At 59.1% G+C, this 22424-nt stretch carries 23 protein-coding genes and 1 pseudogene; 8 read left to right on the top strand and 16 right to left on the bottom strand.

Annotation, left to right across the window (positions count from 1 at the left end; all coding sequences use genetic code 11):
- Window positions 1-175 precede the first annotated feature (175 nt).
- Complete coding sequence (cfaB, locus tag KW837_RS10915) at window positions 176-1363, top strand: C17 cyclopropane fatty acid synthase CfaB (protein ID WP_218395663.1); 1188 nt, start codon at window positions 176-178, stop codon at window positions 1361-1363.
- Here cfaB and cls read toward each other — a convergent pair.
- Both cls and KW837_RS29045 read right to left on the bottom strand, forming a co-directional pair.
- The gene (gene cls / locus KW837_RS10910) at window positions 1360-2799 is read right to left on the bottom strand and encodes a cardiolipin synthase (protein WP_218395660.1); all 1440 of its coding nucleotides are present in this window, start codon (window positions 2797-2799) and stop codon (window positions 1360-1362) included. The two genes, cfaB and cls, sit on opposite strands and share 4 nt — an antisense overlap.
- 23 nt (window positions 2800-2822) lie before the next feature.
- A pseudogene (locus KW837_RS29045) lies at window positions 2823-2903 on the bottom strand (CRISPR-associated DxTHG motif protein); the annotation flags it as partial.
- Between the two features lie 27 nt (window positions 2904-2930).
- Here KW837_RS29045 and KW837_RS10900 point away from each other — a divergent pair.
- On the top strand, window positions 2931-3452 hold the full coding sequence (locus KW837_RS10900; protein WP_008007839.1) for a DUF3617 domain-containing protein: 522 nt from the start codon (window positions 2931-2933) through the stop codon (window positions 3450-3452).
- A 99-nt stretch (window positions 3453-3551) separates the two neighbouring features.
- On the opposite strand, the gene KW837_RS10895 is transcribed toward KW837_RS10900, so the two are convergent.
- The 8 genes from KW837_RS10895 to KW837_RS10860 form a co-directional block, all read right to left on the bottom strand.
- The gene (locus KW837_RS10895; protein WP_218395658.1) at window positions 3552-4454 is read right to left on the bottom strand and encodes a His/Gly/Thr/Pro-type tRNA ligase C-terminal domain-containing protein; all 903 of its coding nucleotides are present in this window, start codon (window positions 4452-4454) and stop codon (window positions 3552-3554) included.
- Window positions 4455-4487: 33 nt separating this feature from the next.
- The gene (locus KW837_RS10890; RefSeq protein ID WP_218395656.1) at window positions 4488-5825 is read right to left on the bottom strand and encodes a dihydroorotase; all 1338 of its coding nucleotides are present in this window, start codon (window positions 5823-5825) and stop codon (window positions 4488-4490) included.
- Between the two features lie 2 nt (window positions 5826-5827).
- Window positions 5828-6388, bottom strand: coding sequence for a DapH/DapD/GlmU-related protein (locus KW837_RS10885; RefSeq protein ID WP_218395654.1), 561 nt, complete (start codon window positions 6386-6388; stop codon window positions 5828-5830).
- Complete coding sequence (locus KW837_RS10880) at window positions 6385-7260, bottom strand: metal ABC transporter substrate-binding protein (RefSeq protein WP_218395652.1); 876 nt, start codon at window positions 7258-7260, stop codon at window positions 6385-6387. Before KW837_RS10880 ends, KW837_RS10885 begins: the two co-directional genes overlap by 4 nt.
- 11 nt (window positions 7261-7271) lie before the next feature.
- A complete protein-coding gene (locus tag KW837_RS10875; protein ID WP_218395650.1) occupies window positions 7272-8138 on the bottom strand; it encodes a metal ABC transporter permease in 867 nt (288 codons plus the stop codon).
- Complete coding sequence (locus KW837_RS10870) at window positions 8138-8806, bottom strand: metal ABC transporter ATP-binding protein (RefSeq protein WP_218395647.1); 669 nt, start codon at window positions 8804-8806, stop codon at window positions 8138-8140. The genes KW837_RS10875 and KW837_RS10870 overlap by 1 nt, the downstream gene beginning before the upstream one ends.
- Window positions 8803-9699, bottom strand: a complete 897-nt coding sequence (folE2, locus tag KW837_RS10865; protein WP_218395645.1) for a GTP cyclohydrolase FolE2 — start codon at window positions 9697-9699, stop codon at window positions 8803-8805. The genes KW837_RS10870 and folE2 overlap by 4 nt, the downstream gene beginning before the upstream one ends.
- Before the next feature lie 149 nt (window positions 9700-9848).
- A complete protein-coding gene (locus KW837_RS10860) occupies window positions 9849-10226 on the bottom strand; it encodes a glutamine synthetase (protein ID WP_218395643.1) in 378 nt (125 codons plus the stop codon).
- A gap of 127 nt (window positions 10227-10353) precedes the next feature.
- On the opposite strand from KW837_RS10860, the gene dksA reads away from it, so the two are divergent.
- Genes dksA through KW837_RS10845 form a run of 3 tightly spaced genes read left to right on the top strand, consistent with a single transcriptional unit; the run spans window position 10354 to window position 12645 of the window.
- On the top strand, window positions 10354-10758 hold the full coding sequence (dksA, locus tag KW837_RS10855; protein ID WP_218395641.1) for an RNA polymerase-binding protein DksA: 405 nt from the start codon (window positions 10354-10356) through the stop codon (window positions 10756-10758).
- A 28-nt stretch (window positions 10759-10786) separates the two neighbouring features.
- Window positions 10787-11995 (top strand): zinc metallochaperone GTPase ZigA, encoded by a 1209-nt coding sequence (gene zigA, locus KW837_RS10850; RefSeq protein WP_218395639.1) that lies wholly within the window; start codon window positions 10787-10789, stop codon window positions 11993-11995.
- Window positions 11995-12645, top strand: a complete 651-nt coding sequence (locus KW837_RS10845) for a DUF1826 domain-containing protein (RefSeq protein WP_218395637.1) — start codon at window positions 11995-11997, stop codon at window positions 12643-12645. Before zigA ends, KW837_RS10845 begins: the two co-directional genes overlap by 1 nt.
- 4 nt (window positions 12646-12649) lie before the next feature.
- Here the strand turns inward: KW837_RS10845 and KW837_RS10840 are convergent, their stop codons facing one another.
- Window positions 12650-13006 (bottom strand): hypothetical protein, encoded by a 357-nt coding sequence (locus tag KW837_RS10840; protein ID WP_008073576.1) that lies wholly within the window; start codon window positions 13004-13006, stop codon window positions 12650-12652.
- Between the two features lie 27 nt (window positions 13007-13033).
- Between KW837_RS10840 and KW837_RS10835 the strand changes: the two genes are divergently transcribed.
- On the top strand, window positions 13034-14005 hold the full coding sequence (locus KW837_RS10835; protein WP_218395635.1) for a GTP-binding protein: 972 nt from the start codon (window positions 13034-13036) through the stop codon (window positions 14003-14005).
- Between the two features lie 146 nt (window positions 14006-14151).
- Here the strand turns inward: KW837_RS10835 and KW837_RS10830 are convergent, their stop codons facing one another.
- Window positions 14152-14565, bottom strand: coding sequence for a DUF3301 domain-containing protein (locus tag KW837_RS10830; RefSeq protein WP_095052328.1), 414 nt, complete (start codon window positions 14563-14565; stop codon window positions 14152-14154).
- Between the two features lie 120 nt (window positions 14566-14685).
- On the opposite strand from KW837_RS10830, the gene pdxY reads away from it, so the two are divergent.
- On the top strand, window positions 14686-15558 hold the full coding sequence (gene pdxY, locus KW837_RS10825) for a pyridoxal kinase PdxY (RefSeq protein ID WP_218395633.1): 873 nt from the start codon (window positions 14686-14688) through the stop codon (window positions 15556-15558).
- A gap of 94 nt (window positions 15559-15652) precedes the next feature.
- On the opposite strand, the gene KW837_RS10820 is transcribed toward pdxY, so the two are convergent.
- Window positions 15653-16135, bottom strand: coding sequence for an acyl-CoA thioesterase (locus KW837_RS10820; protein WP_007896533.1), 483 nt, complete (start codon window positions 16133-16135; stop codon window positions 15653-15655).
- Window positions 16136-16331: 196 nt separating this feature from the next.
- Here KW837_RS10820 and KW837_RS10815 point away from each other — a divergent pair, with 196 nt between their 5' ends.
- Entirely contained in the window at window positions 16332-18095 is a 1764-nt protein-coding gene (locus tag KW837_RS10815; RefSeq protein WP_218395631.1) for a cation:proton antiporter, read from the top strand.
- A 161-nt stretch (window positions 18096-18256) separates the two neighbouring features.
- Here the strand turns inward: KW837_RS10815 and KW837_RS10810 are convergent, their stop codons facing one another.
- The 3 genes from KW837_RS10810 to uvrD form a co-directional block, all read right to left on the bottom strand.
- Window positions 18257-18664 (bottom strand): SMI1/KNR4 family protein, encoded by a 408-nt coding sequence (locus KW837_RS10810; RefSeq protein ID WP_008073570.1) that lies wholly within the window; start codon window positions 18662-18664, stop codon window positions 18257-18259.
- 136 nt (window positions 18665-18800) lie between these two features.
- The gene (locus KW837_RS10805) at window positions 18801-19676 is read right to left on the bottom strand and encodes a Tim44 domain-containing protein (RefSeq protein ID WP_123495688.1); all 876 of its coding nucleotides are present in this window, start codon (window positions 19674-19676) and stop codon (window positions 18801-18803) included.
- A 307-nt stretch (window positions 19677-19983) separates the two neighbouring features.
- The gene (uvrD, locus tag KW837_RS10800) at window positions 19984-22167 is read right to left on the bottom strand and encodes a DNA helicase II (protein ID WP_218395629.1); all 2184 of its coding nucleotides are present in this window, start codon (window positions 22165-22167) and stop codon (window positions 19984-19986) included.
- Window positions 22168-22424 lie beyond the last annotated feature (257 nt).

Genomic DNA, 22424 nt, shown 5'->3' with positions numbered 1-22424 from the left:
GTGCCGGATTTGTAGTCATCTAGGGTAAGGCGGTCATTTTCAACGATCGCCCGTTGGATGGTTTCAGTGTTGCAGGCAATACCGGGAATAGAAAAAGGCTATTAATTCGATAGCCTGCTATTTTTCAAGGATGGTCTACCCTCAGATTTGACGTCTGAAACAAGGGGGACTTTTCATGCTCGCGCAACTTCCACCGGCCTTACAGAACCTGCAATTACCGCTTCGCTTGCGACTCTGGGACGGCCATGAGTTTAATCTGGGGCCGACGCCCAGCGTCACCATTGTGGTCAAGGACCCCCACATGGTTACCCAGTTCACCCATCCCAGCCTCGACGCGTTGGGGGCGGCGTTCGTCGAAGGCAAGCTGGAACTGGAAGGCTCTATCAGCGACGTGATTCGTGTCTGCGATGAGTGGAGTCAGGCGCTGATCAACGAAGACGAAGATGCACAACCGGTGCGCACGGTTCATGACAAAGAGACCGATGCCAAAGCCATCTCCTACCACTACGACCTCTCCAACGCGTTTTACCAACTGTGGCTCGACAGCGACATGGCGTATTCCTGCGCCTATTTCGAGACCGGCAGTGAAACTCTGGAGCAAGCCCAACAGGCCAAGTTTCGCCACCTGTGCCGCAAGCTGCGGTTGCAACCAGGCGAGTATTTGCTGGATGTCGGTTGCGGCTGGGGCGGGTTGGCGCGGTATGCGGCTCGTGAGTTCGGCGCGAAGGTGTTCGGGATTACACTGAGTAAGGAGCAATTGGAGCTGGCCCGTGAACGGGTGAAAGCCGAAGGCCTGGAGGATCAGATCGAATTGCAACTGCTCGACTACCGCGATTTGCCTCAGGACGGGCGCTTCGACAAGGTGGTCAGCGTCGGCATGTTCGAACACGTTGGCCATGCGAATCTTGCCGAGTACTGCAAAACCTTGTTCGGCGCGGTGAAAGAGGGTGGCCTGGTGATGAACCACGGGATCACCGCCAAGCACACCGATGGTCGTCCGGTTGGGCGCGGCGCTGGTGAATTCATTGAGAAGTACGTGTTCCCCAACGGCGAGTTGCCGCATCTGTCGATGATCTCGGCCGAGATCAGCGAAGCGGGGCTGGAGATTGTCGATGTCGAGAGCCTGCGCCTGCATTACGCGCGAACCCTGGACCACTGGAGCGAACGCCTGGAAGACAATCTGGAAGCCGCCGGCAAACTGGTCCCGGAGCAGGCTTTACGAATCTGGCGGTTGTACCTGGCAGGGTGCGCCTATGCCTTTGCCAGAGGCTGGATCAATCTGCATCAAATCCTCGCGGTGAAAGCCCATCCCGATGGCAGCCATGAACTGCCCTGGACCCGCGACGACATTTACAACCCTTAAAGAATCGGTGAAATAAGCCGGGCGATCCGCATGCCGATCTGTTGCAGACGGTGGGTCTCCCGGCTTTCTTCTTTGGCGATTTCGTGAGCCTGGGCGAAGTCATCGTTGAGCATCTGTTCCACTTCGGCAGCAAACGCACTGTCGACCGTCAGCAACATCACTTCGAAATTCAGCCGGAACGAACGGTTGTCCATGTTGGCGCTGCCAATGGCGCTGATTTCGCTGTCGATCAGCACCACTTTCTGATGCATGAACCCCGGCTGGTAACGGAACAGGCGTACGCCAGCACGTACGGCTTCGAAGGCGTAAAGGCTGGACGCGGCGTAGACGATCCGGTGATCCGCCCGCGACGGCAACAAAATCCGTACATCCACACCACGCAATACTGCCAGTCGTAACGCGGCGAACACCGCTTCGTCGGGGATGAAGTAAGGGGTGGTGATCCACACCCGTTCCATCGCCGCATGGATGGCTTCGACGAAGAATAGCGAACAGGTTTCGTAGGAATCCGCCGGGCCGGTGGCCAGCAATTGGCAGAGCACGCCGTCATCCGGATAAACCTCCGGCAGGATCAATGGTGGAAGCGAACGGGCTGCCCAGAACCAGTCTTCGGCAAAGGACTCCTGCATGCAGGCCACCACCGGCCCGCGCACTTGCACGTGGGTGTCGCGCCATGGCGCCAGGGGTGGTTTCTCGCCCATGTATTCGTCGCCGACGTTGAGCCCACCGACAAAACCGACAATTCCGTCGACCACGACGATCTTGCGGTGGTTGCGGAAATTGACCTGAAAGCGGTTGAGCCAGCCGCTGCGGGTGGCGAAGGCTTTGACCTCGATACCGGCATCGCGCAACGGTTGTACATAACCATGGGGCAGGGAGTGGCTGCCGATGCGGTCGTAGAGCAAGTAAATCGCCACGCCTTCGGCAGCTTTCCTGGTCAGCAAGGTGTGCAGGCGTTGGCCGAGGCGATCGTCGTGGATGATGAAGAACTGGATCAACACCGCTTGCCGGGCGTTACTGATGGCGTCGAAAATCGCATCGAAGGTGGTTTGGCCATCAATCAATAGGTGTACTTCGTTATTCGCCAGACACGGCATGCGCCCCAGTTTCGGCATGGCCCTCAACGACGCGTAGGCGCTGGAGGCACGAGCAGCCAGCGCCTCTTCTACCCAGGGGCGCCAGTTCAGCTCGGAGATTGCCTTGCGCATTTCCTCGTTGGCTTGCCGCCGGGCCTTGATATAGCCATCGAAGGTGCTGCGGCCGAAGACCAGATAAGGGATAAGCGTGAGGTAGGGAATGAACAGCAGTGACAGAGCCCAGGCGATCGAGCCCTGAGCGGTCCGAACGGTCAATACGGCATGGATGGCGGCAATCGAGCCCAGCGCGTGCAGCAGAGCGATCAGATAACCGAAAACATGCGGTCCAAAGTAATCCATGGGGCAGCCTTGCTCCTGAAGATTCAATGCTTAACAGACCATGTTCCGGGCAGAATGTCGCTATTTAATTGGCCCATGAACCGAAGCCCGTGGCTGACGTCTAACGGCCACTAATGATCAGGAGTTACTCGATGAACGTTCGTCTGCTGGGTTTGGCCATTGCGTTTGGTTTGACACTTCCTGTGGCTGCTCAGGCGCAGATGTTGCAGCCGGGCTTGTGGGAAATGACTTCAAGCAACATGAAGGTCGATGACCAGAACCTGCCCGATCTGCAACTGATCCTTGGCCAGATACAGAGTCAGATGACTCCTGAACAGCGCGCGCAGCTGGAGAAGCAGGGCATCACCATGGGCGGTAAGGGGATTCGGGCGTGCCTGACGCCCGAGCAGGTGAAGACCGACAACATTCCACTGACGGACCCACAATCGGGCTGCAAGCAGCAAATCACCGAACGTACCGGCAACCAGTGGAAATTCCGTTTCAGCTGCCCGAAAGCGCAAGGTGCGGGTGTCGCCACATTCCTCAGCGATCGTGAGTTCACCACCAAGGTCAACGGCACCTTCAACGCCACCGGCATTCAGCAGAAGGGTAGCCTCGATACTCGCGCTGTGTGGTTGGGCCAGGATTGCGGGACCGTTAAACCGCGGGCCTAAAAGCTTCGCGGGCAAGCCTCGTTCCTACGGGGTATCAATGTCGATCGTGCGAACGATCCAGATGCTGTAGGAGCGAGGCTTGCCCGCGGAGGCGTCCGCTCAGGCACCTCCCGTCCTGGGCGGATTCAACAATTCACACACCGCCTCAATCCCTTTCTCCCCGAAATCCTCTCCACTGCCGCTGCGCATGCTGACAAACCCGCCTTCCTTTTCCTTCTCTCCCACTACCAGCAGATACGGCACTTTCTGGCTGTGCTGGCGAATCTTGTGGCTGATTTTCTCGTTACGCAGGTCCGAGTTGGCGCGCAATCCGCGGCGGCGCAGTGTCTCGGTCACCGAGTGTGCATAAGCGCTCTGACGTTCATCGATGTTCACGACCATCACCTGCGACGGCGCTCGCCAGGTGTCCAGTTCCTGTTGGCTGGACCAGCATGTACCGTAGATCCGTTGCTCAGAGGTGCCGCCAATATGATCCAGAGCAAAGGCCTGCAACACTTTGGTGGTGGGAACATGCGGACCTGCAGCAAAACTTTCAAAATCTCCCAAGCGATACAGCGATAACCGTTCGGTTGGTGTCGCCCGGGTAGCTATTTCCCGTCGGATCGAATGGTTGGTTGCCGCCAATGCATGCATGCGCGCTTCAATCAGGGGCAGCTCGGCCAAGGTTAAAGAGCGCCGGAAAGCAAACTCATAAAAGAAACCGTCACCCAGCGACGATCCGGCCCGCAATTGCGCGTGTGGATGGAGCTGTTTGACGGCCATGGCCAGCATCAGCGCGCAGGAACGGCGAAGGATCTCCAGGCCATCGGGTTCCTGGGGCGTGACGATACTCACCCGGGCATCGCCCTTGATCAGGAATCCACAATCCACCAACACGCCGTCGACCCGACCGGCCACCGCCGCGTTGGCCAACCCGAGACTGATACTCGCAGCGACTTCATACACAGTCAGCGGCTGATCGTACTCACGCAATGAACCATCGGGCAGGGTGATGTGGATCATGATCGTGTTCTCGAATGTTTTCGATAACGCGCGCTAGCGCATAAACCGTAGGGCTAAACCCTGGCAGCTGTCATTAAGACGTTGGTCGTGCCAGGCAATTTGCCCCGACACGACCGTAGTGGTGACGCTGTGGCGAAAACAATGGTGGGTGAAGGGCGTCCAGCCACATTGCGAAAGGATCGGCTGCCGGGAAACCGCAACGCCATCGGGCTCGGGTTTGATCAATACCAGGTCGGCCCAGTAGCCTTCGCGCAGGTAGCCGCGGTCGGGGATGGCAAACAAATCGGCGACCCGATGGCTGGTCTTGGCCACGAGGGTGGTAATTGGCAAAACTTCATCGGCCACCAGTTCCAGCAGCGCGGGCAGGGCGTGTTGCACCAATGGCAAACCGGACGGCGCCTGGCTGTAGGGTCGCTGTTTTTCGGCCCAGGTATGAGGCGCGTGATCGCTGCCGATCACGTCCAGTCGATTGCTCAACAATGCTTTGCGCAAGGCATCGCGGTCGGCCTGAGTCTTGATCGCCGGGTTGCACTTGATCAGGTTGCCAAGGCTCGGGTAGTCGCGATCATCGAACAGCAAGTGATGCAGACAGACTTCGGCGGTGATGCGCTTCTGTGCCTGCGGCTGGTCTTCGAACAGCGCCAGCTCACGGGCAGTGCTCAAGTGTAAAACGTGAAGTCGGGTGTTGTGTCGCCTGGCCAGATCAACGGCCATTGAGGAGGAGCGAAAGCACGCTTCGGCGTTGCGGATCAGCGGGTGAGCGGCGGGCGGAAGGTGCTCGCCGAACAGCTCTCGCAGGTTCGCGGCATTGGTTTCGATGCTGGGTGTGTGTTCGCAATGAGCCAACAAAATGGTCGGCACCTCGGCGAAGAGCCGCTCGAGAATCCGTGGATCGTCCACCAGCATGTTGCCGGTGGAGGCGCCCATGAACACTTTGACTCCGGCCACCTCACAAGGATTGAGCGCGGCGACGGTATCGAGATTGTCGTTGCTCACGCCGAAATGAAAACCGTAATTGGCCACTGAGCTGGTCGCCGCTCGACGCTTCTTGTCGGCCAGCGCGGCGAGGGTCAGGGTGGCCGGGGAGGTGTTGGGCATGTCCATGAAGCTGGTGATGCCGCCGGCAACTGCCGCCCTGGATTCGGTATGGAAGCTGCCCTTGTCCGGCGCTCCGGGGTCGCGGAAATGCACCTGGTCATCGATCATGCCCGGCAGTAGCCATTGGCCGTTGGCGTCGATTTCCACGGCGGCCGTTTCACCTTCGATACTGCTGGCGATCTTGACGATGCGGCCGTGGCTTACCAGCAAATCACCGTCAAATTCACGACCTTCATTGACCAGCCGGGCGTTGCGAATCAGCACACTGCTCATGGTCAGAACTCGTTTTGCAGGGCTTTGTAGCCCCGCACCAGATCGACGTTGGTGCGCGCCACGTCCTCGGAAAACTCCGAGGCACTGACGCTCACCGGTGGGAACTGCGACAAGTCAGTGTTGGGGCCGATGCGCGTGGTGGAGGGCACGTAGAAGTCTTCAGGCAAGTCACGACCATCGACCACCGAGTTGTGCCGCACCACGCAACCGTCGCCCACCGCGCAGTTGAACAGCACGCTGTTGAACCCGATGAACACGCGATTACCGACGGTGCAGGGTCCATGCACGATGGAACGGTGGGCAATGGAGCTGAACTCGCCGATGGTCACCGCCGCCCCCGACTTGGAGTGGATCACCACGCCGTCCTGGATGTTCGAATTGGCGCCGATGGTGATTGGCTCCATCTCGCCCGAATCATCCACTTCATCGGCGCGAATCACCGCGTAGGGACCGACGAACACGTTCTCGCCGATCACCACTTTGCCGCAGATGATGGCGGTTTTATCCACGTACGCGGACTCCGCAATCAGCGGCAGATTGCCGGAAGGATTTTTGCGGATCATGGCTTGTTCAACGCCTCATACAAGGTGTTGAGGTTGTATTCGAACAACCCGGCGAACGTGCTGGCCGGGCCAGTCGTCGCGAGGGCATCGGAGTACAGCGTGCCGCCGATATGCGCGCCGCTTTCATCGGCGATTTGCTTGAGCAGGCGTGCGTCCTTGATGTTTTCCATGAACACTGCTTTGACTTTGGCCTGACGGATCTGCGTGATCAGCGCAGCGACTTCGGCGGCCGACGGTTCACGTTCGGTAGACAGTCCTTGAGGTGCCATGAAGTCGATGCCGTAAGCCTGACCGAGATAGCCGAAGGCGTCATGGGAGGTCACGATTTTGCGATTACCCGGCGGCAGCGAACCGAGCTTGGCTTTGGCCTCGGCGAGCAAGGCGTAGATCTTTTTCAGGTAGGCCTGGCTGTTGTGTTCGTAGTCGGTTCTGTTGGCAGGGTCGGCGGCGATCAGTGCTTTGGTGATGTTGCTGATGTACAGCTCGCTGTTTGCCAGGTTGTGCCAGGCGTGTGGATCGGGAATGGTTTCGCCGTCTTCATCCAGCGAGCGTGGAATGACACCGCGGCTGGCACTGATGACCGCAGCTTTGGTCTCGGTGCTGGTCACCAGACGGTCCAGCCATGGCTCGAAACCTAGCCCGTTCTTGATGATCAGTCTGGCCTTGAGCAAGGCCTTGGCATCGTCCGGGGTCGGCTCGTAGGTATGGGCATCGGCGTCCGGTCCGACCATGTTGGTGATCTGGATATGGTCGCCGCCGACCTGATGGGTCATGTCGGCGAGGATGCTGAAGCTGGTGACTACCTGGAGTTTTTCCGCGGCAGACAGCGACATCGACAGCATCAGACTGAACAGCACGAGTAAAGCGCGCATCGGGTAACACCTCATTGGGATGTGAGCAAAGGCGGGCGGCGCAGCAAGCCGTGCACCGGACCGAACACCACAGACAGCAGATACAAACCGCCAGCCACCAGCACGATCGCCGGGCCGCTGGGTAGCGAGTAGTAGAACGACAGCAACAAGCCGAACCAGACCGAGAGGCAACCGAGCAGCGCGGCGATGGCGATCAGTACCGGCAAGCGACGACTCCAGAAGCGAGAAGCCGCGGCCGGCAACATCATCAAACCGACCACCATCAAGGCACCGATAGCCTGGAAGCCGATCACCAGATTCAGCACCACCAGGGTCAGAAATACCCCGTGAGCCAGTGGCCCGAGGCGGCTGACGGTTTGCAGAAAGAGCGGGTCGAGGGTGTCCAGCAACAGGGGTTTGTAGATGAGGGCCATGGCGATCAGGCTAAAGCCCGAGACCCAAATCATGCCGATCAACGTCGGCCCGTCGACCGCGAGCGCCGAGCCAAACAACAGGTGCAACAGGTCCAGCCGCTTACCGGCGATACCGAGGATCAGCACGCCGCTGGCCAGCGATATCGGGTAGATCGCGGCCAGGCTCGCGTCTTCCCGCAGGCCGGTGCGGCGGGTGATCCAGGCCGCCAGTCCGGCCATGCTCAGACCAGCGCCGAGGCCACCGATGGTCAACGCGGGCAAACTCAAACCGGCGAACCAGAAGCCCAATGCGGCGCCCGGCAAGATGCCGTGAGCCACCGCGTCACCTATCAGGCTCATGCGCCGCAGGATCAGAAACACCCCAAGCGGTGCTGTACTGCACGCCAGAACGAGACCACCAAGCAACGCCCGGCGCATGAATACGAATTCGTGGAACGGTTGCCAAAGCTGAGCGACAGCGATCATCAAGCCACCTGCGTCTGGGGTTGTTGGCGAATCAGATCGGTACTGAGGCCGAGGACGCAGCCGCTGCTTTTGATCAATAGGGCTTGTGGGATGTGTTGGCGCACGGCGGCCAGGTCATGACACACCACCACCAGCGTTCGACCTTCGGCATGCCAGGCATGGATGTGTTTCCAGAGCAGCGCCTGGCCGAGTTCGTCGAGCGCGGCGTGGGGTTCGTCGAGCAACAACAAGGGGGCTTCTGCAAGACTCAACCGGGCGAGCAGGGCACGCTGCAATTCGCCTCCGGAGAGGGCCATCAATGGGCGATGTTCCAGGCCACTCAGGCACCAGTCTTCCAGCGCAGACTTGAGGCGTTGGCTGCGAATTTCCGGAGTTTGCTTGCTGCCCCAGAAACCTGCGGCCACCAACTCTTGCAGGCTGATGGGGAACTGCCGATCCAGATGTTGTTGCTGAGGCAGGAACGAAAGGCCGCCTTTGCGTGGAACATCAATGATGACTTTTCCAGCCAGTGGCTTTTGCAGACCGGCGATGACTTTCAGCAGGCTGGTTTTACCCGAACCGTTGGCACCGATGACAGCGGTCAGACTTCCTTTGGGTAACTGGAAATCCACCGATGGCGTGAGCGGTTGACCGGGAGCGCCCCAGCGCAAGGCTTGGCATTGGATCATGCGGCCTCCCAATTCCAGCGACTTTCAGCGACAGCATCGTGGGCATGAAGACTTTCGGCGTGAACGACTCGCACGTGAAAGGCGTTGATTCCGGCGGAGCGTTTCAGGGCCAGGTTCAAGCGTCGAGCGGCGTCTTCGCAGAACATCAGGTTCTGTCCATTGGCGAGTGCGAAGGCTTGTTCGTCGGCGCGTTTCACTGCGGTTTGCACTGCGGTGCCGAGGGCTGCTTCCGCATTGTTGATCGCGGCGATCAGCGGCAGGTCATCCAGGTAGTCGTCCAGACGCAGCTGCAATTGCGCATTGCTGCGTTGGCTATGCGGCGTGGCGACGATGCCTTTCGTGGAGCCGAGCCAAGCCAGAACGTCGGCGTGTTGCAACGACTTGTTGGCAAAGTCATCCACGAATTGTTGCTGAATCAACTGCCGCGAAAGTGCCGCTGAGCACGGACAGGTTGAGGAATAAGGAACGTCGATTTTTAGTTCCACGTGGAACATCGTGTTTTTCAAACTGGCTTCGATGCTCACCGGATAAGTTTTCCAACCGGTTAGCGGACTGATGAGCGCGGGTCTTTTGAGCAATAGTTCTGTGTGAATTTTTAGGTAAGCGTTGTGGGAAAGTCCTTCATGGCTCTGAAGAAAACTCTGCAAGACTCGCCGCAACAACGCCGGTGAAAGATTTTCCTGCTCAAGCATTTCCAGCGCCAGATACAGCCGCGACATATGGATGCCGCGCGCCTCTCCATCGTCGAGGCTAACGCCAGCGTCGGCCTTTGCGCTCAGTCGTTGGCCATCGAATAAAACAGGAAGAGCAATGCCGCACATGCCCACCCAATCGAGTGGCAGGGCTTGGCGTGAGGCCTGCGCGGCGATATCCGGCAGAGTCAGCGCATTCATGAGCAGGTCCATCGTGGGATTTGATTTGGCATGTTATATTATAACAATCAAATCGACGATGCCTTTTTCGTGAGCAGACTTTCACCCTGCACAGACGTCACTTGCTCATGCGGACGCGGCGGCGCGTCTCACTTGGACGGTCTCGAGGCCTAGCAGCCGGTCATCCGGCTACACGTGAACTTGCCGCTACTGCCGCCGGAGCTGGAAAACCGATTGATGGTTGTCCAGCCAACCCGGCGGTTGTAGCCGACCCAGGCTTCGCCATCGGACGCGATGCCAGTGAAGAACGTCAATTGCCCATAGCGGCTATTGGTTTGCGCCCAATAGCGTTTGCCGGCCACTTCGAAGCCGCGCAGATAGATTGTGCTACCGACGGTGTTAACGCTGTAGGCATTGCCGTCGGCATCTACGCAGGCCAGCAGATTGGCGCTGCGGGTGCAGTTGGCCAGGCTCGGGACTTGTCCCCTGGCATCGACCGCGATCAGCAACGAAAGGCTCAATAGCGAGAGTTTCAGGGCGTTTCCCATGGCATTTCTCAAAAGGGCGGACGGTTTAAAGCATTGTGCCCTTTGTCGTGAGTAACAAGAGGGGAGTGGCTTATTTGCGTTGTTATACTATAACATAAAAATACGCCCGCTCTGATGATCCATCGCAATGACTGAACAAGAACTCCTCGCTCAACCCGCCGCCGATTACATGAACGACGCCCAGCAAGGCTTCTTTCGTGAGCTATTGCTGGCACAGCGCAGCGAGCTGCAGGAGCGCATTGCCGGCGAGTTCGACGCGTTGCGCCAGCAGGAACCCCACAGCGATCCCGCCGATATCGGCAGCGCCGAAGAACAGCGCCAGTGGCAACTGCGCCTGCTGGAGCGGGAAAAGAAGCTCCTGGACAAGATCGACGAAGCCCTCGAACACGTGGCTCGCGGCGAGTACGGCTGGTGCCGCGAAACCGGTGAGCCGATCGGCCTCAAGCGCCTGCTGCTGCGGCCCACCGCCACTCTGTGCATTGAAGCCAAAGAACGTGAAGAGCTGCGCGAACGCCATCAACGGGCGATTTGACCGGCCACATCCTGATGAGGAATACCTGATGCCCAATCGTCTCCCCGTGACCGTCCTGTCGGGCTTTCTCGGCGCCGGAAAAAGTACACTTCTTAATTACGTACTACGTAATCGCGAAAATTTGCGGGTCGCGGTGATCGTCAATGACATGAGTGAGATCAACATTGATGGCAGCGAAGTTCAGCGCGATGTCACCTTGAACCGTGCCGAAGAAAAACTCGTGGAAATGAGTAATGGCTGCATTTGCTGCACCTTGCGGGAAGATTTGCTCGAAGAAGTCAGCAAACTCGCCAGAGAGGGTCGTTTCGATTACCTGCTGATCGAGTCCACGGGGATTTCCGAGCCTTTGCCCGTAGCGGAAACTTTTACGTTTCGCGATGAAGAAGGGCAGAGCCTGGCGGACATAGCGCGACTAGACACCATGGTTACCGTGGTCGACGGCATGAACTTCCTGCTCGACTATCAGGCCGCCGAAAGCCTCGCTTCCCGTGGCGAAACCTTGGGCGAGGAGGACGAACGCTCGATCACTGACCTGTTGATCGAGCAGATCGAATTCGCCGACGTGATCCTGATCAGCAAGATCGATTTGATCGGCAGCAACGAGCGCCAAGAGTTGATCGCGATCCTTGAGCGGCTCAATTCCCAGGCCGAAATCATTCCGATGGTCATGGGCGAAGTGCCGCTCAAGAAAATCCTCAACACCGGGCGCTTCGACTTCGAAAAGGCTGCTCAGGCGCCGGGATGGTTGCAGGAATTGCGCGGTGAACACGTGCCGGAAACCGAGGAGTACGGTATCGCCTCCACGGCCTATCGGGCGCGGCGACCGTTTCATCCGCAACGCTTCTTCAGCTTCATCGACCGTCCATGGGTGAACGGCAAATTGCTGCGTTCCAAAGGCTTTTTCTGGCTGGCCAGCAAACACAGGGATGCTGGCAGCTGGTCCCAGGCCGGCGGCTTGATGCGGCACGGTTTTGCCGGGCGCTGGTGGCGTTTCGTGCCGAAAAACCAGTGGCCGCAAGACGAAGAAAGCACCGCCGGGATCATGGAAAACTGGACGGCGGCCACCGGTGATTGCCGCCAGGAACTGGTGTTCATCGGCCAGAACATCGACTTCGCGCAACTTGCCGCCGAACTCGATAACTGCCTGCTGACGGACGATGAAATGGCCTTGGGTGTCGAGGGTTGGCAGTTACTGCCCGATCCGTTCGGTCCTTGGCACGAAGAGGCGGCCGCCTGATGTTGGCGCCCAGTCTTAAGCTGCGACCGGTCATTCGTCAGGTTCAAGGTGATACGCCAAAAGCGCTGACCGGAATTCTGGACGACGGCGTAAACCTGGCCCTCTGGCAACGCCAACTCCCGGCGCACATTACCGATTTCGGTCGCTTGTTGTTGTCCCTGAATGAGCCGCTGGCCGAGTCGTTGTCCCTGGAAATGCCCGGCGAGGACGCCGAACCCAATCTCCACGGTTTAGCCTCAGGCTTCAGCGATCTGGAAGGCTACGAAGGCTTTATTGCCGATGTTTCCTGGCTGGTCAGCGCTTTCACCTGCCTGTTGGGCGCCCAGCGTATCGGCCTGCGCCTGCGGGTTCTGGACACAGCCATGTGCCCGCGTTTCCACGTCGATCACGTGCCGGTGCGGTTGATCACCACCTACGCAGGTATCGGCAGCCAATGGCTGAAAGAAGGGGCGATGGATCGCCGGCAATTAGGCAAACCTGAGGCCGAACCGCAGGACGAGTCGCTGATCCAGCAAATTTCCAGTGGCGAAGTGGCGTTGCTAAAAGGGGAGAAGTGGCACGGCAACGAAGGCTTCGGTTTGATCCACCGCTCGCCGCAGCCGGTGTCGGGCGAGCGTCGTTTGATCCTGACCCTTGACTGGCTGAGCTAGCCGCTCAAGGTTTGAGCCAGGTTCCCTGGCTCTGGGCTTCGCAAAACGGCTTCAGATACGCCGCATCGGTGGCCACGCCGTAATAGTGAATATCCTGCCGGTAAGGCATATTGGCGACTTGAGCGTTGCTGCACACCCCGAACGCGCCGGTAGGGCATTGGTCGACGTACTGCACCTCGACTTTCTGCCCAGGCAAATTCGGCTGGCAGAATCCGTCGGCGAACAGTTTTTCCGGGATGTTGCGGTTTTGCTGGCAGACCTTCACGTCGAGCCGCTCAGCCGTGCTGTGCACCACGCAGGCCTGAGCCAGTGCTTCGCCCGACGTGAGCGCCAGAAGCAACGACCATCCCATCAACCGCATTCTTTACCTCCTCAGAAAACCTCGACCATGTTGCAGAACATTCCCACCCACGTCATTGCTGGCCCACTAGGTGTCGGCAAGACCAGCCTGATCAAGCACCTGCTGGCGCAACGGCCCGTGGGTGAGCGCTGGGCGGTGTTGATCAACGAGTTCGGCCAGATCGGTCTGGATGCCGCGCTGTTGACCCAGGATGCCGATGGTATCGCACTGGGGGAAGTGGCCGGGGGCTGTTTGTGTTGCGTCAATGGTGCACCGTTTCAGATCGGCCTCGGGCGGTTGCTGCGCAAGGCACGACCGGATCGACTGTTCATCGAACCCTCCGGGCTGGGACATCCGGCGCAGTTGCTCAGGCAATTGAATGAGGCGCCGTGGCAAGGTGTCCTGGCGGTGCAGCCGTGCGTGCTGGTGCTGGATGCTCAGGCGCTGGCGGCCGGAAAACCGCTGCCTGCGGCGCAACAGCAAGCCTTGGACAGTGCCGGGTTGCTGTTGCTGAACAAGGCAGAAGGCCTCGACGACAGCGATCGCCAACGAATCGCCGCACAGTTGCCGATGCGTCCTTTGTACTGGACGCAGCAAGCCGCCTTGCCGTTGAGCGAGTTACCGGGGCTCGGGGCTCAGGCTGTCGGGGGTGTGGATAACTTTGTTGTGCCCAAGGGATTGGCGCAGATGCCGGCTATCTGGACTGACCCCACGCTGCCGATTTGCTTGAGTCAGGCGCAAGAGGGCGGCTGGAGTGTTGGATGGCGGTGGCATCCGAGCCAGATATTCGATGCCGTATTGATCGGGAAATGGCTTGAGCGCCTTGAATGGCGGCGGGCGAAGCTGGTTATCCACAGCGCCGAGGGGTGGGTGTCGGCGAATGCGCTGGATAACTCGTTACTGGATTGGCAGATCAGCGAATGGCGTCGGGATTCGCGCATGGAGTTGATTTTCAGTGAGCCGCAGGCTGTTGAGGTGTTGCAGGAAGGTCTGGCGGGATGCAGGGTTCAAGCGAATTAGCTGATTTTTGCGCAGTCTGTGAAGGCCTCTTCGCGAGCAAGCCCGCTCCCACAGGAGGCTGTGATGTGCACACAAGTTGTGCAGCACAACAGATCAATGTGGGAGCGGGCTTGCTCGCGAATGGATTTAACTGACAACAACTACCTTCAAGGCCGCCACTTGGTGTGTTCTTGCCGCCACTGACTCAGTTCAATCACCTCGGCTCTGGGCTTCGCGATATCGACCACCGGCGGAGTGTCGTCGAACGGCATCGGGTAGGGCGCGAGCTCGATCTGTGCGCTGTGGGCGCCGAACTGGGTGATGGTGCCGGTGTGGCGGGTTTCGCCGGTCACGGTGAATTCGAAGTTATACACACGGGCCAGGCGCCGACGGCCATTGGCGTCTTTAATGAAGGCGATCTTCTTCAAGGCTACGTTGCCGTCCAGCAGCTCGATCCGAAGCTTGGCGCAATGCTGCATGACCCGCTCCAGCGCACGTTCGCGCAAGCCGTGGTTGTGCCACAACCACGCGCCACCGGTGGCGAGCAGCATCAACACGAGGATATTTCCGAGGGTCAGCATCAACAGGGTGCTCCAACAAGATAGTGCCAGCTTAACTGTGTCGCCGGTCTGTCGTACAGGCTGCGTTTAGTCGCATACTGCGCGGCTCGAATTTCAATCGTTTGACGGAAAACTCACCGCATGAAACGTACGCCCCATGTGCTCGCCATCCAGTCCCACGTGGTGTTCGGCCACGCAGGCAACAGCGCCGCGGTTTTCCCGATGCAGCGGGTCGGGGTGAACGTGTGGCCGCTCAATACCGTGCAGTTCTCCAACCATACGCAATATGGCCAGTGGGCCGGGGAAGTGCTGGCTCCGCATCAGATTCCGGAATTGGTAGAAGGAATCGCTGCAATTGGTGAGCTGGGCAATTGCGATGCCGTGTTGTCCGGCTACCTCGGCAGCGCGGCCCAGGGCCGGGCGATTCTCGCGGGCGTGGAACGAATCAAATCGATCAATCCCAAAGCGGTATACCTCTGCGACCCGGTGATGGGCCATCCGGAGAAGGGCTGCACCGTTCCAGCCGAGGTCAGCGATTTTCTGCTGGAAGAGGCGGCAGCGGTGGCCGACTTCATGTGCCCGAATCAGTTGGAGCTGAACAGCTTCTCGGGGCGCAAGGCGCAGTCATTGTTCGATTGCCTGGCCATGGCGCGAGCGCTGTTGGCTCGCGGTCCGAAGGCGGTGCTGGTCAAGCATCTGGACTATCCCGGAAAACCGGCGGAGGGCTTCGAGATGTTACTGGTGACCGCTGAAGGCAGCTGGCACCTGCGTCGGCCGCTGCTGGCGTTTCCGCGTCAGCCGGTGGGCGTTGGCGATCTGACTGCCGGGTTGTTCCTGGCGCGCGTGCTGCAGGGTGACAATCTGGTGAGTGCCTTCGAATTCACTGCGGCGGCGGTGCATGAAGTGATGCTGGAAACCCAGGCCTGCGCCAGCTATGAGCTGGAACTGGTGCGGGCACAGGACCGGATCGCCCATCCGCGGGTGCGGTTCGAAGCGACGGCGATCAGCCTTTAAAGGCTTCGCGGGCAAGCCTCGCTCCTACACAGGGATGGCGCATTACCCGTAGGAGCGAGGCTTGCCCGCGAAAGCGATCTAAAGACCGAACACCTCAGGCGTCGCCCTTGATGTCCTGATAACGCTTTTCCAGTTCCTGACGAATCTGCCGACGTTGCTGCGCCTGCATGTACCGACGCTTGTCTTCACTGTTCTGCGGTTGCAGCGGTGGGACTGCGGCCGGTTTGCGTTGGTCATCCACTGCGACCATGGTGAAGAAACAGCTGTTGGTGTGACGCACCGAGCGCTCGCGGATGTTCTCGGTCACGACCTTGATGCCCACCTCCATCGAGGTGTTGCCGGTGTAGTTGACCGAAGCCAGAAAAGTCACCAGTTCGCCGACGTGAATCGGCTCGCGGAAAATCACCTGATCCACCGACAGGGTCACCACATAGCGGCCGGCATAGCGGCTGGCGCAGGCGTAAGCCACTTCATCGAGGTATTTGAGCAGGGTGCCGCCGTGGACATTGCCAGAGAAGTTGGCCATGTCGGGGGTCATCAATACCGTCATCGACAGCTGGGCGTTTCCGGGTTCCATAACGTACTCACGGGTTCAAGGCAGGATTCGGGGTTACACCTCTGTGGGTGCTCGGTTTTTCAAACCAACAGTTATCGGGACGCCGGGCGGATGGTCGCCGTCACGCCCGGATCGATCTGTTTCCATATATTGCACCGCCTTTCTGCCAGAAGTCGCGGTGTTACCCTTCGAAAGGCCACTCCAAGGAGCCTATGCCATGCATGCCATCAGTTTCATTCAGGATCTGGCAGTGATCATGTTGATCGCGGGTGTGGTGACCGTGCTCTTTCATCGTCTCAAACAACCAGTGGTGCTCGGCTACATCGTCGCCGGCTTCATCATCGGCCCGCACACGCCGCCGTTCAGCCTGATCCACGATGAAGCCACCATCAAAACCCTCGCCGAGCTCGGAGTGATTTTCCTGATGTTCTGCCTGGGCCTGGAGTTCAGCCTGCGCAAGCTGTTCAAGGTTGGCGCCACGGCGTTCATCGCAGCCTTCCTGGAAATCGTCCTGATGATCTGGATCGGCTATGAAATCGGCCGCTGGTTCGACTGGAATACCATGGACTCGCTGTTCCTCGGCGCGATCCTGGCGATTTCCTCGACCACCATCATCGTCAAGGCGCTCAACGACCTGAAGATGAAGAACGAGCGTTTTGCACAGCTGATCTTCGGCGTGCTGATCGTCGAAGACATCCTCGGCATCGGCATCATCGCGTTGTTGTCGAGCATCGCGGTCAGTGGAACAGTCAGTTCCGGCGAGGTCTTTTCCACGGTCGGCAAGCTTTCACTGTTCATGATTGTCGCACTGGTTATTGGCATTCTGCTGGTGCCCCGACTGCTGGCCTATGTGGCCAAATTCGACAGCAACGAGATGCTGCTGATCACTGTGCTGGGCCTGTGTTTCGGCTTCTGCCTGCTGGTGGTCAAGCTTGAATACAGCATGGTCCTCGGCGCGTTCCTGATCGGCGCGATCATGGCTGAATCGCGGCAACTGCTGAAGATCGAGCAGTTGATCGAGCCGGTTCGCGACTTGTTCAGTGCGATTTTCTTCGTCGCCATCGGCCTGATGCTCGACCCTATGATCCTGCTGCAATACGCCTGGCCGATCGCGGTGATCACCGTGGCTGTGGTGCTGGGCAAGATGCTTTCCTGCGGCCTCGGTGCTTTTATCGCCGGCAATGACGGACGCACCTCACTGCGAGTGGGGATGGGGCTTTCACAGATTGGCGAATTTTCTTTCATCATCGCGGCGTTGGGCATGACGCTGCAGGTCACCAGCAACTTTCTCTATCCGGTGGCGGTGGCCGTCTCGGTAATCACCACGCTGTTGACGCCGTATCTGATTCGCGCGGCCGATCCGCTCTCGATCAAGCTTGCGGCAGTGATGCCGCAGCGTCTGAGCCGTGTGCTCGGGATGTATGGCGAATGGCTGCGCAGCATTCAGCCTCAGGGCGAGGGTGCACTGTTGGCGTCGATGATCCGGCGGATTCTGTTGCAGGTAGGGGTCAATCTGGCGTTGGTGATTGCGATCTTTTTCTCGGGCGCGTTCTTCGCCGAGCGCATGTCCGTTTACCTGCAAGCCTGGATCAGCGACCCGAGCTGGCAGAAAGCGTTGATCTGGGGTGGGGCGTTGCTGTTGTCACTGCCGTTCCTGATCGCCGCCTATCGCAAGCTCAAGGCGCTGTCGATGCTGCTGGCAGAGATGGGTGTGAAGCCGGAAATGGCCGGCCGCCACACACAGCGAGTGCGTCGGGTGATCGCCGAAGTGATTCCGATCCTCTCGCTGTTAGTGATTTTCCTGCTGCTGGCAGCCTTGTCGGCCAGTATTCTGCCGACCAACAAGTTGCTGGTGCTGATCGTCATAGTCGCGGCCGCGGTGGCGGCGCTGCTCTGGCGCTGGTTCATCCGTGTGCATACGCGAATGCAGGTGGCTTTGTTGGAAACGCTGGACAATCACAAGGATGCATCAGGCCACTGACGTTGCACCATTGCACTTGTAGCAGCTGCCGAAGGCTGCGTTCGGCTGCGCAGCAGTCGCAAGTCAGGCGCTGAGGTGATTCAGGTTAACCGAGTGTCAGGGTTTACGACTGCTGCGCAGCCGAACGCAGCCTTCGGCAGCTGCTACAAAGTCGTGCTTGCTCAGCTTTCCAGCCAGACGTCCCGCGCCCAGTGCCATACCGATTCCCAGGTTTCTTCGGCGAGCAACTCTTCTTCAGCCAGCCACAGCACCACGGTGCCGTCTTCTTCGACCAGGTAGTAATTGTCACCGTCCTGGCAGATCGGAATCATGCTGCGATCGACGCCAGCATCCCAGGCGTTGGCGGCAACGTCCGGCAGGTAGGTGTGGGATTGCGGATCGGTGACGGTCACTGGCTCCAGGCTGCCGTAGACCACGTCGCTGACGGTCAGCAAAAATTCTCTGAAGACGAATGGGATGTCGATGAACAGTTGCTCTTCGATTTCCACAATCTGATCTTCGTCAGGCAATTCCAAGGGGACCGGTACCGGTTCGTTGGCTTCACGCAGTTGTTCGATGATTTCTTCCACGTCCGGGATCCTCTTGCTTGATGGCGCGGTTTAGTTGGGGCGGTTTATACAGTAGCTCGCTATAGATGCAACCGCGAAATAGAAAACCCCGGCCGAGGCCGGGGTTTTATTACAACAGGTGAAGCGCGGGAAGTGATCAGCCGTTCTGGCGGATACCGGCCACCAGCCAAGGCTGGTTTTCGCCCTGTGGACGTTCCATGTTCCAGCTTTCGCTGAACACTTCGCCCTGATCAAAGCGCGAGGACTTCGATACACCGCTGAAGGTCAGGGTGGCGATAGTCTTGTCCGCACGGTCATCAACGCCATCCAGTTGTACCTGGAGGTTATCGATGTAGGTCGACTGGAAGCCGTCGCCCAGATCGGCACGTTCGCGCTTGAGGAACTCCAGCAGTTGCGGAGTCACGAACTCGGCGATCTTGTCCATTTCGTTGGCATCCCAATGCTGCTGCAGGGACTGGAAGTGGTTGCGGGCCGCTTCAATGAAGTTGTGTTCATTGAACCAGGCTGGCGCGTTGATCACCGGACGAGCGGCAGCAGGTGCAGCCGAACCGCCGAAGATCGAACCCATGGCTGTTGGTTTCTGTTCGAACACTTCACGCTGCATCGGCGCGCCGGCTGGAGCCATGTGCTCCTGCTGCTTGCGACGACGAGCGGCGATGAAACGGAAGACCAGGAAGGCGATGACCGCCATGATCAGGATGTCGAAGATCTGCATGCCCTGGAAGCCGTCGCCCATGAACATGGAGGCCAGCAGGCCACCGGCGGCGATACCGGCCAGAGGGCCGAGCCAGCGCGAAGCACCGCTGGCCTTGGTGGCGGCGCCAGCAGCACCGGCCGCGCCCGCAGTGGCAGCAGCGCCGCCGGCAGGAGAAGAAGGAGCCATTTGGCTGGTCTGGTGAGTCGGCGCAGCGCCGGAGCTCTTGCCGCCACCAAAGCGCTTGGCGGCATTGGCGTCGAGGCTCATCGTCAGGCCAATGCACAACGCCATGGCGATGCTAAGAAAACGTTTCATAAAGGGAATTCCCAATTTGTGGAAGGCACGCGCGCCATGTTGCACAGCTGAAGTGTTGCTGGCTAGCGGCAGAGTGTTTCGGGCTTTTGCCTGACAGGTAGTGTTCAGCTTTCGGTCACGCAATAAGACTTGATAACTTTGGTCTGTAGGACGAGTGGATGAGTTCTGTAGGAGGTTTGGTAATTTCATCAGATCAACCTGTGGGAGCGGGCTTGCTCGCGAAGAACGATGACACGGTGTTTCTGATACACCGCGGCGCTGCCTTCGCGAGCAAGCCCGCTCCCACAGAAAAGCTCTGCGGCGGGCTTTAGATTGCTTCCAGCTTGGCGTAACCCAGCATCAACCACTTGCTGCCTTCGCTGAAGTTCACCTGCACCCGCGCCTGAGCGCCGGCGCCTTCGAAATTCAGGATCACACCATCGCCGAACACCGAATGCCGCACGGTCTGGCCGAGGCTGAACCCGGTGTCCGGGATCTCGCTGCCGCCGAACAGGCTGCTGGAGCTCTGCTGCTGGCCACCGCCGAACGGACGGCTGACGCTGTTGGACAGCCGCACTTCCTGGATCAGGCCTTTCGGCACTTCACGTACGAAACGCGACACCTTGTTGTAGGTCTCGCTGCCGTACAGGCGGCGGGTTTCAGCATAGGTCAGCACCAGATTCTGCATCGCCCGGGTGATACCGACGTAGGCCAGGCGGCGTTCCTCTTCAAGACGGCCGGGTTCTTCCAGGCTCATCTTGTGCGGAAACAGGCCTTCTTCCATGCCCACCAGGAACACGTAAGGGAATTCCAGGCCCTTGGCGCTGTGCAGGGTCATCAACTGAATGCTGTCTTCGTGTTCGTCGGCCTGGGTGTCGCCGGCCTCCAGCGAGGCGTGACCGAGGAATGCTGACAGTGGCGACTGTTCTTCATCCTCTTCCGGGTTTTCGAAGTTGCGCGCGGCGCTGACCAGTTCCTCAAGGTTTTCTACCCGGGCCTGGCCTTTCTCGCCTTTCTCCGCCTGGTGGTAGGCAATCAGCCCCGACTGCTCGATCACGGTTTGGGTCATCAAGTGCAGCGGCATATCCAGGCACTTGGCGGCGAGGTCCTCGATCAGCTCCATAAATGCCCCTATGGCACCAGCAGCGCGACCGGTCAGACCTTTGTTGGCCACCAGCTGACGCATGGCTTCCCACATTGACACATGGCTGTGGCGTGCATGATCGCGGATCGCTTCGACGGTTTTTTCGCCAATGCCGCGGGCCGGAACGTTGATTACTCGCTCCAGGGCCGCGTCGTTGCCACGGCCTTCCAGCAAACGCAGGTACGCCATGGCGTTCTTGATTTCTGCCCGTTCGAAGAAGCGCTGACCGCCATAAATGCGATACGGAATGCGCTCACGCAGCAAGGCTTCTTCCAAAACGCGCGATTGGGCGTTGGAGCGGTACAAAATCGCGATATCGCTACGAGCCAGGCCGGTTTTCAGCGCGCTTTCAATGGTTTCGACCACGTAGCGTGCTTCATCATGCTCGTTGAACGCGGCGTACAGATTGATTGCTTCGCCTTCGCCTCCATCGGTCCACAACTCTTTGCCCATGCGCCCGGTATTGTTGGCGATCAGGGCGTTGGCGGCTTTGAGGATCCCGGCGGTAGAGCGGTAGTTTTGCTCCAGACGAATGATCTGGGCATCGGGGAAGTCGTCGGAATACTGATAAATGTTCTCGATTTTCGCGCCGCGCCAGCCATAGATCGACTGATCGTCGTCGCCGACCACCATCAGACTGTCGCCACCCTTGGCCAGCAGACGCAACCAGGCGTATTGCACGGCGTTGGTGTCCTGGAATTCGTCCACCAGAATGTGCCGGAAGCGCTTCTGATAATGGGCGAGCAGGCCCGGGTTATCGCGCCACAGATCGAGGGCGCGCAACAGCAGTTCAGAGAAATCGATGACGCCGGCCCGCAGGCACGCGGCCTCGTAGGCTTCATAAATGCTGCGCATGGTCGCCAGGAACAGATCGCCGCTGGCTTGAATATGTTGCGGACGCAGACCTTCGTCTTTCTGCCCGTTGATGAACCACTGGGCCTGTCGGACCGGCCAGCGTTGCTCGTCCAGGCCCAGCTCGCGGATCACCCGCTTGACCAGCCGTTGCTGGTCGTCGCTGTCGAGAATCTGGAAAGTCTGGCTCAGGCCGGCTTCCTGCCAGTGCGCCCGCAGCAAGCGGTGCGCCAGGCCGTGGAAGGTGCCGACCCACATGCCGGCCGGGTTGATACCCATCAGCTGCTCGATGCGATGACGCATCTCGGCAGCGGCCTTGTTGGTGAAGGTCACCGACAGAATGGAGTGGGGCGAGGCGTTTTCGACCTGGATCAACCAGGCGATACGGTGCACCAGCACTCGGGTTTTACCGGAGCCAGCACCGGCCAGGACCAACTGACGACCCACAGAGGCCGCTACGGCCTGACGTTGGGCATCGTTGAGGGAGTTCAGCAGAAGGGAGAGATCATCGCGCATCGGGGCATTCTAGGGTGCGCCGTCACACCGGGCAAACCGAGCTTTGCATTAGCCGATGAAAGAAGCACCGATGACGACCGGTCGGTCACCGGCTGCAAGCATTGGCGGAGCTCGTCTGGCGGCTTTTTTACCAAGGTGGGCGGCTCAAACTTTCGTCTATTTTGTGACCTGGGGCTGTTTGGTCCGGGCATTTGCTTGTGTATGCTCCGTCCACAATTCGGGCTCGCATGCTCACTATAAGAACAAGAACATTGCCT

The organism is Pseudomonas sp. PDM24 (assembly GCF_019218905.1).
In the GTDB taxonomy this organism is placed as follows: domain Bacteria; phylum Pseudomonadota; class Gammaproteobacteria; order Pseudomonadales; family Pseudomonadaceae; genus Aquipseudomonas.
Note: the sequence above shows the minus strand (reverse complement) of the source record. Positions and strands in the feature narration are given on the sequence as shown.